The organism is Marinomonas mediterranea MMB-1 (assembly GCF_000192865.1).
Taxonomy (GTDB): Bacteria; Pseudomonadota; Gammaproteobacteria; order Pseudomonadales; family Marinomonadaceae; genus Marinomonas; species Marinomonas mediterranea.
Map to the genome: position 1 here is coordinate 3,478,865 of NC_015276.1, position 13,719 is coordinate 3,492,583.

Consider the following 13,719-nt stretch of genomic DNA (forward strand, 5'->3'; position numbering starts at 1 on the left):
TCGAATAATCGATTTTATTCAATAACTTAGCTCTACATACAATACATCCTAGGCATGTAGGAAAGCATTTATACGAAAGCCTAATTTAAACTTTCATAGCTTCCTAAGGTTTGACAACCCTTGAGTTTCAATTTTGTTGAAAAAAGCGAAATTCGTTGATGTCGCTTCTTCTAATAAAAAAATTATGCATACGTTTGGAGACTAATGTGAGTCAATTTATAAAGTGGTTTAGCGAGTTACGTCTGGATGACGTGGGCGAAGTAGGCGGCAAAAACGCTTCGCTTGGGGAAATGATCTCGAACCTTTCGGACCTTAATATTCAAGTTCCTAATGGTTTTGCAACGACTGCTTATGCGTATCAAACGTTTTTAGAAGAAAGTGGGTTGAATGACAAAATTCATTCACTACTGGACTCTCTCGACGTAGATGATGTCCAAGCACTTGCGCAAGCAGGTGACACGATTCGAAACTGGGTTGAAGAAGCGCCGTTCTCCGATGAGTTCAACAAAGAAATTGAAGAAGCATTTAAAGTATTAAGTGCAGACCAAGGAGAGGCAGCCTCCTTTGCTGTACGCTCATCTGCAACGGCAGAAGATTTGCCAGACGCATCGTTTGCTGGCCAGCAAGAAACTTACCTAAATGTCGAAGGACTAGATAATATCAAGTCCTCCATCAAACGCGTGTTTGCATCATTGTACAATGATCGTGCTATCTCATACCGCGTCCATCAAGGGTTTGAGCACAAAGGTGTTGCCTTATCTGCTGGCATTCAAAAAATGGTTCGAAGTGACATAGGTTCGTCAGGGGTATTATTCACACTTGACACCGAATCTGGTTTCGATGAGGTCGTCTTTATCACAGCGGCCTATGGTCTTGGTGAAATGGTAGTACAAGGAACGGTCAATCCAGATGAGTACTATGTTCATAAACCGACCTTAGAAAATGAGCGCCCTGCAGTTGTTCGTAAAACTCTGGGAAGTAAAGCTCAGAAAATGGAATACGCAGAGCCAGGCAGCGATGACTTCGTTAAAATCGTTCCTGTAAAACTTCAAGATCAAAATCAATTCGCGCTAACTAATGAAGAAGTTGAAGACTTGGCTCGCCAAGCTATGATCATCGAAAAACACTATCAGCGTCCAATGGACATTGAGTGGGCGAAAGACGGGATCGATGGCAAAATTTACATCGTACAAGCGCGCCCAGAAACCGTTCGATCTCAATCAAGCGCTCAAAGTATGGAGCGTTACAATCTAAAAGAAACCTCGTCAGTCTTAGTAACAGGCCGTGCTATTGGCCATAAGATCGGCTCTGGCGCTGTGAAAGTGCTGTCTTCGATTACTGAAATGGATCGTATCCAACAGGGCGATGTTCTAGTGACAGACATCACTGACCCTGATTGGGAGCCGATCATGAAACGTGCATCGGCGATTATCACAAACCGTGGTGGTCGAACTTGTCACGCTGCGATCATTGCACGCGAGCTCGGTATTCCTGCGGTTGTCGGTTGTGGCGATGCGACCAAAGTATTAAAAGACGGGCAAAACGTCACAGTATCCTGTTCACAGGGCGACATGGGCTTTGTTTACCAAGGAAACTTAGAGTTTGATGTTGTTACCTCAGAAGTAGGCAACATGCCAGAAGCACCTGTCAAAGTCATGATGAATGTCGGAAACCCAAATCGCGCTTTCGACTTTGCAATGTTACCTAATGCTGGTGTGGGCTTAGCTCGACTAGAGTTCATCATAAACCGCATGATTGGTATTCACCCTAAAGCGTTAATCAACTACTCTGAGATGGACGCAGGTATTCAAGAAGAGATCGATCATAGAATTGCAGGCTACAACAGCCCGATTGAATTCTACGTCGATAAGCTTGTAGAAGGCATAGCAACATTAGCCTGCTCCTTCTCAAACAAGCCAGTCATTGTTCGTTTATCAGACTTTAAATCGAACGAATACCATAATTTAGTCGGCGGTCCATTGTTCGAACCAGATGAAGAAAACCCAATGCTGGGTTTCCGTGGCGCAGCTCGCTATATTGACGATTCATTCAGAGATTGTTTTGCATTGGAGTGTCAAGCTGTTAAGCGCGTTCGTAACGAAATGGGCTTAACCAATGTTCAAATTATGATCCCATTTGTTCGTACATTGGAAGAAGCCCAGCAAGTGACAGAACTGCTTGCTGAGCATGGACTTTCTAGCGGTGAAAATGGTCTTAAAATCATTATGATGTGTGAACTGCCGTCCAACGCGTTACTTGCAGATGAATTTCTGGAGTACTTCGACGGTTTCTCAATTGGCTCAAATGACCTAACTCAACTAACACTGGGTTTAGATCGCGATTCGGGTCTGATTGCTGATAAATTTGACGAACGTAACCCTGCGGTTAAGAAATTACTCAAAATGGCGATTGACGCCTGCCGTGCTAAAGGAAAATACGTTGGTATTTGTGGGCAAGGCCCTTCTGATCACGCCGACTTTGCAGATTGGCTGGTCGAGCAAGGTATCGAAAGTGTGTCTCTAAACCCTGATACAGTCATCGAAACGTGGTTACACCTTAGTGAAACACAAAGCAACGGCAGTAACAAAAAAGACGCAGTTTAATTGAAGTTGCTCCTATTTAACTTATTGTTGATTCAGCAGAAATAAGCACTAATTATCAAAAACCTCACCTATTTTGGTGAGGTTTTTGATTTTTCAAAGCTAGCTCCACTTTTATTTATCGATGCCTTCTGAGTGAGAAACCATTTCTAACATAACAAGTTTATTACAAATTCACATATTCTCTCTCGTTCCCTTCCATCAATTTACAATTCCTTCTAGAATGATTTTCAACGAATCAAATAACACTTATGAGTTAATTCAGGGAGCAAGGAAATGAGTAAAGCGTCAATATTGGCCATTGCATTGGCCTCCGGATCGCTCTTAATGACAGGTTGTGCAACCAGTCCAGACTCCACAGCAAGTCTCGCGGACAGCGCAAGTGAGTCTCAAGCGATGATTCAGGTCAACGAGTTCAAAAACGCACTAGACCTAGCTGAAAGTAAACTCGCAACCGCAAAGGAAACAGAGTTAGATTGGTTTGCTCCGCGGAAGTTGGAAGCAGCAGAAGAAGCACTTGCAGACACAAAAGAACATTACCGCGAGTTCCAGTTTGACCCAACTAAAGCCGATAACCGCAGCGGCTTGCTCACCTCTCAAACCTACATCGAAGCAGCGTACGAATCGCTAGAGGCATTTAATACCGAACTGGAATCTGGCGAAGCCATTCGCACACAGGCAAAAACCTCGTTAGCTGACGCCTTTGATTACCAGACCCAATTGAGAAAAATAGACTCTCAGAAATACTACCCAGAAACCACACAAGAACTGGAAGGAGACCTTAAAGAGCTTGTTTCCTATATCGCTGACGGCGATGTGGACGACGCTATTGATGAACAGCCAGATCTCATTAAGAAACAGCGCGCTCTGGAAATCAAAACAGTGACAACAATTTATCTGACTGACGCACAAAATCGTTATAACGAGCTTAAAGATGACCGCATCTCCCGTTATGCACCAAAAAGCTTTGAGCAAGCCAATGCCAGTTTAACCGAAGCAAAAGCCTTTATTGCGACAAGCCCGAGAGAAACCATCCAAATAGAACAAAAAGCTAATGCAGTCCTATTTTCACTCGATCACTGTGATCATATAGCAGATACCGCTAAGCAGTTAAATGCTATGTCACGTACTGACTTCGAAGGCTATGTCTTAAGTTACGAGAAGCTTCTGTTCGATATTTCGCAGGCAGCAGGCGCGAAAGATTACCGAAACACCCCTATCCGATCTCAAGGCGACGCAATTACTGCATTTATTAAGGCTCAGAAGGAAGGAGATGAAGACCTGAACAAGACGATAGATCAACTAAAAGCAGAGCTTAAATTAGTCAAATCGAACTCTAACAGCGCCGAAGTCAACTCGACTGAGCCTGACGCAGATTAATACTTTCTTTAAACGAGGTCCTTTTAAAAACAATGACTAAGGAGGCGGCGATTAAAATAGCCGCTGTCTCCTAGCGTCAGTAAAAACGCTCCTTAAAGGGAAGGAAGTTCTTACATTTGGGCAAATGACCACAATGCCACCGCCCGAGTGCATGTAAAAGCGGAAAAAATAGGTTCCTTTCAAAAATCTTACGCCCAGGACGTCGCTGCACTACAATCAGCAGCTTCACCGTTTGAATTTGACGTAAAACTTAATTCGAAACCCGGTCTAGACCATAAAGTGTTAAAGATGAACGGAAAAACCTTCACCCCAAAATGGAACTGGGTAATGGGTAATGGGTAATGGGTAATGGGTAATGGGTAATGGGTAATGGGTAATGGGTAATGGGTAATGGGTAATGGGTAATGGGTAATGGGTAATGGGTAATGGGTAATGGTGTGTACATGGATGACGTAGACAATGCCTACTGGAACTTCGCCACTAAATTCATCATTATTGCCCTTATTATTCTGGCTGCGATTGTTGGCGTTTGTCTTTTCATGTTCCGTACTGTTCTAAACAAGCTAGGTGGCGAGTTAAACTACGCCGTGGAAGTTACGCAGTCCATTGCTAAAGGCGACCTAAGCAAACAGATTGAAGGGAAATTCAAAGAAGACAGCCTGCTCGGTTCCATTTCAGGAATGCAAGCCTCCCTTAAAAACATGGTTGCAGGCATTCAAAGCGGTGCTAATCAGCTCAGTAAGGCAAGTAGTGAACTGACACACCAATTTGAAAGTATTACACAAGACTCTAAATCCTCGTCAGAAGCATCGATGTCGACTGCGGCAGCGATCACAGAGCTATCAAGTAGTATCAACGAAATTTCAAATAATTCCCGCTCATCAGAAGTAAACTCAGAAAAATCATTTGAGCTATGTTCAAACGGCGAAAGTCTAGTTCGTAAATCAAGTGTGGTCATCAATGATATCTCTGACCAGATCACCAGCTCGATTGAAGACTTTAAAGGCTTGAAAGAGAAGTCCAATGAGATCGGTAATATCGTAAATGTTATCAGTGAGATTGCCGAGCAAACAAATTTGCTTGCTCTTAACGCAGCGATTGAAGCAGCGCGTGCTGGGGAACAAGGGCGAGGGTTTGCGGTCGTTGCCGATGAAGTTCGAACACTTGCGTCTCGTACCGCCAATGCGACTCAGGAGATAACCGGAACGATTCAAGAAATCCAGTCAGAGACAGAAACCGTTGCTGGCGCACTAGAATCGATTCTTCCGCAAGTCGAACAAAGTGTATCCAGCTCAAGCAAAGTCACAGACATGCCCTCAAATATCCAACAAAGCTCTACAGAAACATTGGATATTATTCGAGGGGTCGCCAACTCAACGTCGAGCAAAAACAAGCATCGGACGAGTTGTCTGAACATGTTGAGCGCATCTCTGGAATGGTCCAAAACACAGCGGACTCGATTGTCAGCTGCCGTGAAACCGTTTCACACTTGGACGACTTATCTCAGAACCCAAATCAGAGTGTGAGCTACTTCTCTGTAAAATAAGGCTCGAAAACAAAAACTCGTTAAGCGAACTGCAAAAGTAATCGCAGTTCGCTTAACGACTATTGGCTGGAATATGTTTAATCGTTTGTGCAAACGACTGCAGCTCTTCTAATGTATAACTTGTATGAACACGACGGTTACTTGCAGGTTGTGTCACAAGGCTCACGCCATCTCTCCTTTCCAGCTTAGGTCTAATCGGACGAGGAGAAAAGCCACCACCGCAATTCGGACACACATTTTCTAAAATCTCCTCAACACATGAACAGCAAAACGTGCATTCATAACTGCAAATCATTGCCTCTTGGGATTCAGCGGGCAAATCCTTATCACAACATTCACAGTTCGCTCTTAACTCCAGCATACGGCCTCCACATATAAAATCAACGTAGTATCATTGATATGTAATCTACGACTAAATGAGCGTTATTTGAAGGTAACGATGTCGGGTCAATATAGCCACAAAGATATCCAACAATAGAAGAGCAAAAGCAGCTTGTAGATAGACGACGCTGTGAAAAAGCCCAGTAATGTCGCCCCCTGACACTAAAAAAAAGGCGTTACAGTAAAACAAACTGTATGGCGTTTCTTTCCTTTTTGTGGAGGTAAGCAACGATGTGCCAAGACGAAGGGACTAAACAACAATATGTCACCAGCCTCAAGATCGAATGAAATATGCTCTGTAGATAAGTGAAGTTTTTCTAATTCACACGTCAAATCATCTTTTCGTTCTTCCAAAGAAAGAGGAAATGCACCCGCTTGCCTTAAATGTTCCGTTCTACCTCGATCAAACATAAGAGTATTACAACCATGGTCAGCCACCGAGTCCAGATAGACAAAGAGCTTTAGCGACCCTTTTAGCCCATGATCGAGATGCCATGTCGTACTGGCGTAAGAGGTCAAAGCATCATCACCGACGACATCAACACGGGGCCACATAACCTGATACCCTTGTTGTTCAAAATATGCATCAAGTAGCGCACATAACTCATCCGTAAATACATTCTTTTCACATTGTTTAATGATCTCCTTGTCCACATCCCCTTTTTCGATACAGCGAGGTGAGCGATGATCTATCGATTCTATCAATAAGCGACATAATTCATGAGGAACAATGCCTTTAAGGTGCAGAGAAAAGTCTTGTCTTAATGTTTCAAGTCGCCCTGCTAACGCTATATCTACATATTCAACCTGAGAGTCCATGATCTAAAGCCTTTTAAACAAGAAGAGTTCCTTGTTTCATTTATACACGTCAAACCATAAACCGTAAAATACAGCTCACCATAAATTATTTTGAAACACAGAATAACAGTAGAGTTAACTCATCTCGCGGCCAAAACCACCAGCGAAGACAATCAAGCGGGCACTTAATGTTGATGGGATCTAGAAAACAAAAAAGGAACGACCATTCTGATCGTTCCTTTTTCTAAGTATTCAGATAAAAGAGAAGATTTATCGACTACTGACCCTTTTCAATATGACGCATCACTTTTTCTTCACAACGTTCTACTTTTTCTTTCTGAAAAGCGACAAATTTTTCTTTTTGTTCGGCCGTAAGTACACTCAGCATAGCGTGCTGCGCTTCCATCTTCTTAACCATCAATAGAGATTTCTTCTTTGCCATTTCATCGGCTAGCTGACTTGCCGCTTCAGCATCAAAGCTTTCTGCTAAAACAAGATCCTGTACCTTCGCTCGGTTTGCATCACGTTCTTTCATATCCTTTGAAAAGTGCTCAACAAAGAACGCTTTCTTTTGCACTCGGTTTTCACTTTTTAACGACTTAATTTTGTCTTTTTGCTCATCCGTTAAATCCAGTTTTTTGAACATACCACGGTCAATGCCGCCACCACAGAAGCCACGCTCCATCTTTGACTCAAACTTTCGACCATGATCTTTACCACCAAAAGCGAACGCACCTGTTGCGCTCAAAGTCAGTGGAAGTACGATTGCTGCAACAATTAGCTTTTTAGCGTTTTTCATAATTCGATCCTTTGTGTTCAATCAGTTGTCTAGAAAATTGAAGTCGCTGCTCTCACAACGCTTGGATACAGAATAGAATCTGCTAGGTAAACTGACGTCTGGAGAAAGTAAAGTAACGTAAAGGTATGACTTACATGGTCATTTCCCAGTAAAATGAACAGAATCAAGCGGTATTTTGGCGGTACAACACATGCAGCACATTCTCATCATTGACGACGACATAGAGCTAACCGATCTACTCAAAGAGCTTTTGAGCTTTGAAAACTTCACTATTTCGGTTGCCCATAATGGCGAAGAAGGGCTAGATAGAATCGATGACACCATCGATATGGTACTGCTGGACGTCATGATGCCAAAACTAAACGGTATCGACACGCTAAGACGTCTTAGAGAATCATCCGATTTGCCCGTCTTAATGCTAACCGCAAAAGGCGAGGAAATTGATCGCGTGGTCGGTTTAGAGCTAGGTGCTGACGATTACCTACCAAAACCATTCAGCGAACGCGAACTGCTCGCTCGTATTAGAGCGATCTTAAGAAGAGCCCCGAATACTGAAACGAATAGAGCTGAAAACAGCAAAGCCGAAAGTAACGCCCCCGACAGTCGTAACTACTTTGATTTAACACTCTATCCGGGACGAGTTGAAGCGTATTGTGGCGATGCTCTACTCGACCTTACGAGTACAGAGTTCGCACTTCTCCAGCACTTTATTGAGCACCCCGGTAGCATACTGACTAAAGAAGCACTTAGTTTAGATGTCTTAGGCAAACGACTTGCACCATTTGATCGCGCCATTGATATGCATGTCTCTAACTTACGAAAAAAACTGCCGGAATGGAGTAACGGTAAACCAAGAATAAAAACACTGCGTGGCCGAGGCTACTTGTTGGTTGAGGGGGAATAATGCAACTGCCTTTCATCACCAGCCTTTACGGTAGAATCTTTGCTATCTTTTGGTTTACGCTTTTTCTGGTACTCATCGTCGTTTTAGCCATCCCTCACTTCGACCCACGCAAACAAACAGAGGTTCCACCAGAACGTCTTGAACAGCTTTTGACATTTCGTGATCAGATCGAGAGTCGGTTCAGCCACTTCAATAGAATCGAAGAAATTGTTCCAATACTGACGGAACCAAAGCGATTCAAAAAAATAGATGACAAAAACAAAGACAAACACGGTGACGGTAGACAACGCTTCTTTTTAACCGACTATGAAGGACGTCTTTTAGGGACTGAGCGTCGCGATTTATCTTACAAGGCCATACGTAATTTCATCTCATCAATTGAGCGAAGCGACAAGCCGATGATGCGTCTATACGGTCGTTTTATGCTGTCAGGCCCTGTACCGATTAAACTAGCAGACGACAATTATTTTTTATACGTCGGTATGAAATGGAACGAACCGCCTTTAGGTTTTTTAATCGGCTTGCTAGACAGCCCTATCCGCCTTTTGCTTGCAACCATGTTAGTTAGTACGCCTTTACTGCTCTGGTTAGCCTGGGCACTTAGTCAACCTGCTAGGCGATTAGAGAATGCCGCTAAGCGAGTGGCAAAAGGTACGTTCGATATAGATCCTAAGCTTGAAAAAGGGCCATCAGAGTTTAAACAAGCAGGAATCAGCTTCAATCATATGGTTGAGTCCGTCAATCACATGATTTCGCGCCAGCAGCGCCTACTCTCCGATATTTCTCATGAGCTACGCTCTCCTTTAACTCGATTAAGAATGGCGAATGCATTAGCGACAAGAAAACAAGGAGAAAGCGCCGAGCTCACCCGTATTGATACCGAAGCTCAACGGCTTGAAATGATGATTGGGCAACTTTTAGAGCTGTCCCGAATGCAAGTAGACAGTCACAATCAACGAGAACGCCAGCCTCTTTCAAGCTTATGGGAAGCGTTACTTGTAGACCTTAAATTCGAAGCGGAGCAAACCGGCAAAACGTTTACGTTTGATGAAGTGCCTGAGCGCTCACTTCATTGCCACCCTCCACTCATAATTAGCGCCCTTGAGAATGTCGTCAGAAATGCCATCTACTACGGCAAAGACAAAGTTCAAGTCTCGTTTCATATTCAAGATAATCAACTTGATATTTACGTTAATGACAATGGTGATGGCGTCCCAGAAGAGGAACTCGAATCCATCTTTAGACCCTTTTACCGAGTCTCTACCGCACGGGATCGACACAGCGGCGGTACTGGGCTAGGCCTTGCTATTACGGAAAATGCTATACGACAACATAATGGGACAATTAAAGCGCTCAAAAGCCCGCTTGGAGGGCTCAAAGTGGAAATATCAGTACCATTAGCGCTGTAAAGTCATCACGATAAGGTAAGTACTCTAAAATAAGTGCCCTTGTGTAGATGAACTCAATTTGAAATAAAAAGCTTGTTAAATTAGGCCTGAAGCTACGTGCATTAACTAACGTGAAGAATCAGAGCAAAACCACATTCAGCGACTCCCTCGCTCCAATGTTTGACGATAACACTCTAAGTCCAACCCCATAAACTCGGTTCCGGGAACGGGGTTATTCGTAACAGGCGGATGCGGTACAAAGCCATATGACTTATACAACGTCGAGGCTGTTTTGAACTCAGGTAGCACATCAAGGCATATCTTTTTATATCCACTCTTAATTGCTTCTAGCAATACTTGCTCAACCAACTTAGCGCCCAACTTACTACCGCGTGCGCTGGGACGAACATACACTCTTTTCATTTCACAAGTAGCGTCGTCCACCCTTCGAAATGCTGCACAACCCACAGAATTGCCATTCACTTTCGCTAAAAAGATTTTTGATTCGTTAGAACTATATTTATCAGGTAAGTGAGAAAACTCTTCTTCATTACCTTGAAAAGCGAGATCGGCTGACGTACTCCCTACATATTCTTGATATAACTCAAGTACATCGTTTAAATCTGATGGAAAAATTGCTCTTTCTACTTTGTACACAACAAGACTCCTAGCAATTCACGAATCTGCAAGTTCTAACAGATCCTGACCCGTTAACTGATATCCAACCCATTCATCTTTCGGTTTAGCACCAAGAGATTTATAAAAATTAATAGCAGGTTCATTCCAATCTAGGACGCTCCATTCAAACCGTCCGCATCCCTTATCTACCGCTATCTTCGCTAAATGTTTTAGTAGGGCGCGGCCACCTCCACTCCCTCGTTCTGACTGCGATACGTATAAACCTTCAAGATAGAGCCCGTGCTTTCCAAGCCAAGTGGAATAGTTAAAAAAGTAAACTGCAAAGCCAATAGGGCAACCGTCTTTCTCACAGATTAACGCACGAGTCGTCGAACTTTCACTAAAAATAGAGCTTTCAATTGATGACTCAGTTGCAATAACTGCATGCTCTGCATTTTCATATCTCGCTAACTCTTTAACGAACCGAAGAATCAATCCAGAATCGTTGCGATTTGCTTCCCTTATTAATAACGACATAAAGACTCCATTTTTTTAGACACAAACATGAGGTTTACGGAACAAAAAAGTGCTCATCTTCCTCATCTATTTCGTAACTGAGTAATGTGCACATCTTAACGGCACATTCTTAGAATCAAAAGCGATTGAGCAGTATAAGACAAAAGCTATTAAGCCAATTGCAAGGCAAACTATATGAATCGCTCTATTCGACTCTAACACTGAGTCGTGCTCTGCTAAACGACAGCGCTACTTAATTTACAACCTTCAGATTATTCTTATCGCAAGCGTTCTTTTTTCATGCTGTAGCTCCCTTACTTTTTTACAGTGAGCCTTTATTCTTTATTAGGCTCAAAAAACACTGTTGAGCTTTGTAACTAGTTTACCCTTTGCATTTCTCTTTGTTGCTAATAGCACTCAAACAGGGTAGAAATTCGTTGAATTAAACTCCTCACCTCGGGTAGATAACGATCTTCATGATGTGTCACTAACCATTGGTCGTGGCTCAATTCTTCGATTGTTTTTCCAACACGAAGTAACTGAGGATGCATATCACCAATAAAGGTCGGCAATAAGGCAATACCATTGCCCTCAATTGCTAGATCGAGGCTGCTTCTAGGGTTATTCACTTCACAAACTATGTTATTGCCAATGGAGCGATTTAGCCATCCAGCTGACGGCGTGTTAGCAATCACTTTTATCCATAAATCTGGCGCGTTTTTTGTTGCATAGGGCGCAAATTCAACACGAGACAACTTACGGCATACCAGAAAGTCTTCCGTCGGTCGCTGGTTCCTAAACCCAATAACCGCTTCGCGATGAGAAATAGATAGGATTTTTTCTTCTGCCACAAAGCGTATTAAAGTATTGGATTGTGGGGTTGTCAGCATGTCTAGACGTTTTATTAATAAATGCGTAGTCCAAGTGCCTGCAGAAATTTTAACTAAAGGTCTTAATGCGGTAGATAAGGGTGCAGTTTGACGTAAAATTTGTGCTTCAATCTGGGTAAACTCTTCTAACAACGCCTTGCCGTCGGTGGTTAATTCATAACCTCTATCATGCCGATGAAATAACTCTCGCTCCATCACCCTCTCAAGTTGATGCATCCGCCGGCCTAGTGTTGCGGGGCTACGTTGAGTAGATCTTGCCGCCGCAGAGAGTCCTCCTTCTCGAGCAACAGCAAGGAAGAGTTTTAAATCATTCCAATCAATATATTTATCATTCATGAAAAGACCTTTTCAAACTATTTCATTGGTGAAAATAAATTCCCTTGTATCATAAATACGAGTCAATGAGGGGTCTACTTTATTTATCGAAGAACCAATAACACCTTTGTATGGCAATAGTTGTGATAAAAAGGAGGGGGTTATGACAAAAGAAGTTGATAATGAAATAAGCGTACGAACACAGACTGGAATTGGAGTACGCCCGTTCCCTAATGCGTCAAAAACAGCAAAGCAAATAGAAGAGCAAACATTTTATGAAGATCATTGTAGGAAGACTTCAAAAATAAAGATTTACGCACTTAAGCTTTTTTTGTGGCCGATAACCACACTTAGAAAACGTTTTTATTGTCGAAAATTCAGATAATATTTGCACCACTCATGATTGAGTAGGTGGGGAGATATCAACTACCCATTGGCGGTATTCTAACGTCACCAAATAATTTGAGTATAACCATGAGCTATAAGCAGCTGATCTAAGGGCAACGATACCAGATTCAGGCCTATTTATACGAGAGTTTGAGTTACATCGAGATAGGTCGGTGTCTGAGATTTCTATAGTCAATTTTCATAGACAAATAAGCTCAATATTCTGAGTATCTAAAAGACTAAAACTGAAATAACAGTAAACCATCAACCTCATAAACACCAATAGCGGTGACCTTCAACTTTCACATAAACAATAGCCTAAGGCCAATAACAACCTAAGACTCGAAGTCGCCCTTGGATTGACTAATAAGCAAGTAAGTAATTTTATCCACTTTAGCTCAAGTGTACGCCCACAATAACGTAAGCTACATCTGCTTAAAAAGGTGCATGTTCGCTCGACTAACCGGTAATGGCTTGGTAACGCCATGCAAATGCACAAATAAGCGTCCCGCATCATCTTTGACTACCTTTTCAATCATTTTGACCTGTACGATTATGGAACGATGTATTCGCCAAAATTCGTCGCTTTTTAGGCTGGTGATGAGCTGCTTAATAGGAGTTCTAATTAAATACTCTTGATCTGTTACAACGGTAGTGTATTTATCTTCAGCGATAAAGCACCGCACATCGTAGACATCAATAACACGTAGCTTTTCGCCTTGTTGCGCGTTGATCCATCTGAGCTCTGAGCAGGGTTCTGAAACGCCATCAGACAAATTCAACAGGCGGCTAAGACTCTGTTCGTTCAGTTCATATGTTACATGTTGGCTTTGTTTTTTCAGTCGTTCGATACAAACCAATAGCCTCTTCTCATCCAGTGGTTTTAACAAGTAATCAATTGCTTCTTGTTCAAAGGCTTCAATGGCATGCTCGTCGTACGCCGTAACGAATACAAGGTGACCTGCATAACCTAAATCGCGAATTCTTTTCGCCGTTTCTAGACCACTCAAGCCTGGCATTTTTATGTCCATAAATACGGTATGAGGTTGGATTTCTTCGATCACATCCAATGCCTCAATTCCTGAACCCGCAGTAAAAACAGTATCGACATCTAGCCAAAGGTCGGAGAGCATTTTTTGAAGATGGAAACGCAACAAAGGTTCATCGTCAACCACTAGGATATTCATCGTTGCACTC

At 42.6% G+C, this 13,719-nt stretch carries 14 protein-coding genes; 6 read left to right on the top strand and 8 right to left on the bottom strand.

What is annotated here, in order from left to right:
• Positions 1–206 precede the first annotated feature (206 nt).
• Both ppsA and MARME_RS15925 read left to right on the top strand, forming a co-directional pair.
• Positions 207–2,603: a phosphoenolpyruvate synthase gene (gene ppsA / locus MARME_RS15920; RefSeq protein WP_013662287.1), complete on the top strand. Its 2,397-nt coding sequence runs from the start codon at positions 207–209 to the stop codon at positions 2,601–2,603.
• 273 nt (positions 2,604–2,876) lie between these two features.
• Positions 2,877–3,980 carry a hypothetical protein gene (locus tag MARME_RS15925; protein WP_013662288.1) on the top strand — a complete coding sequence of 368 codons (1,104 nt, stop codon included), beginning with the start codon at positions 2,877–2,879 and terminating at the stop codon, positions 3,978–3,980.
• Between the two features lie 304 nt (positions 3,981–4,284).
• Here MARME_RS15925 and MARME_RS21925 read toward each other — a convergent pair whose 3' ends face one another.
• The gene (locus tag MARME_RS21925; protein WP_083799801.1) at positions 4,285–4,425 is read right to left on the bottom strand and encodes an alpha/beta hydrolase; all 141 of its coding nucleotides are present in this window, start codon (positions 4,423–4,425) and stop codon (positions 4,285–4,287) included.
• On the opposite strand from MARME_RS21925, the gene MARME_RS15930 reads away from it, so the two are divergent.
• The gene (locus tag MARME_RS15930) at positions 4,424–5,506 is read left to right on the top strand and encodes a methyl-accepting chemotaxis protein (RefSeq protein WP_049787787.1); all 1,083 of its coding nucleotides are present in this window, start codon (positions 4,424–4,426) and stop codon (positions 5,504–5,506) included. The two genes, MARME_RS21925 and MARME_RS15930, sit on opposite strands and share 2 nt — an antisense overlap.
• A 72-nt stretch (positions 5,507–5,578) precedes the next feature.
• Here MARME_RS15930 and MARME_RS15935 read toward each other — a convergent pair whose 3' ends face one another.
• The 3 genes from MARME_RS15935 to MARME_RS15945 all read right to left on the bottom strand — a co-directional run bounded on the left by MARME_RS15935 (position 5,579) and on the right by MARME_RS15945 (position 7,504).
• Entirely contained in the window at positions 5,579–5,887 is a 309-nt protein-coding gene (locus tag MARME_RS15935; RefSeq protein ID WP_013662289.1) for a DUF1272 domain-containing protein, read from the bottom strand.
• A gap of 182 nt (positions 5,888–6,069) precedes the next feature.
• Positions 6,070–6,726 carry a hypothetical protein gene (locus tag MARME_RS15940; RefSeq protein ID WP_013662290.1) on the bottom strand — a complete coding sequence of 219 codons (657 nt, stop codon included), beginning with the start codon at positions 6,724–6,726 and terminating at the stop codon, positions 6,070–6,072.
• Between the two features lie 256 nt (positions 6,727–6,982).
• A complete protein-coding gene (locus tag MARME_RS15945; RefSeq protein ID WP_013662291.1) occupies positions 6,983–7,504 on the bottom strand; it encodes a CpxP family protein in 522 nt (173 codons plus the stop codon).
• 190 nt (positions 7,505–7,694) lie between these two features.
• Between MARME_RS15945 and MARME_RS15950 the strand changes: the two genes are divergently transcribed.
• On the top strand, positions 7,695–8,408 hold the full coding sequence (locus MARME_RS15950) for a response regulator (protein ID WP_013662292.1): 714 nt from the start codon (positions 7,695–7,697) through the stop codon (positions 8,406–8,408).
• Entirely contained in the window at positions 8,408–9,817 is a 1,410-nt protein-coding gene (gene cpxA, locus MARME_RS15955) for an envelope stress sensor histidine kinase CpxA (RefSeq protein ID WP_013662293.1), read from the top strand. The genes MARME_RS15950 and cpxA overlap by 1 nt, the downstream gene beginning before the upstream one ends.
• Positions 9,818–9,952: 135 nt before the next feature.
• On the opposite strand, the gene MARME_RS15960 is transcribed toward cpxA, so the two are convergent.
• From MARME_RS15960 to MARME_RS15970, 3 genes are all read right to left on the bottom strand, one after another.
• Positions 9,953–10,453: a GNAT family N-acetyltransferase gene (locus MARME_RS15960; RefSeq protein WP_013662294.1), complete on the bottom strand. Its 501-nt coding sequence runs from the start codon at positions 10,451–10,453 to the stop codon at positions 9,953–9,955.
• 18 nt (positions 10,454–10,471) lie between these two features.
• On the bottom strand, positions 10,472–10,951 hold the full coding sequence (locus MARME_RS15965) for a GNAT family N-acetyltransferase (RefSeq protein WP_013662295.1): 480 nt from the start codon (positions 10,949–10,951) through the stop codon (positions 10,472–10,474).
• Positions 10,952–11,337: 386 nt separating this feature from the next.
• Entirely contained in the window at positions 11,338–12,156 is an 819-nt protein-coding gene (locus tag MARME_RS15970) for a LysR family transcriptional regulator (RefSeq protein ID WP_013662296.1), read from the bottom strand.
• A 142-nt stretch (positions 12,157–12,298) separates the two neighbouring features.
• Between MARME_RS15970 and MARME_RS15975 the strand changes: the two genes are divergently transcribed.
• The gene (locus MARME_RS15975) at positions 12,299–12,520 is read left to right on the top strand and encodes a hypothetical protein (RefSeq protein ID WP_013662297.1); all 222 of its coding nucleotides are present in this window, start codon (positions 12,299–12,301) and stop codon (positions 12,518–12,520) included.
• A gap of 427 nt (positions 12,521–12,947) precedes the next feature.
• On the opposite strand, the gene MARME_RS15980 is transcribed toward MARME_RS15975, so the two are convergent.
• Complete coding sequence (locus MARME_RS15980) at positions 12,948–13,709, bottom strand: LytR/AlgR family response regulator transcription factor (protein ID WP_013662298.1); 762 nt, start codon at positions 13,707–13,709, stop codon at positions 12,948–12,950.
• Between the last annotated feature and the right edge of the window lie 10 nt (positions 13,710–13,719).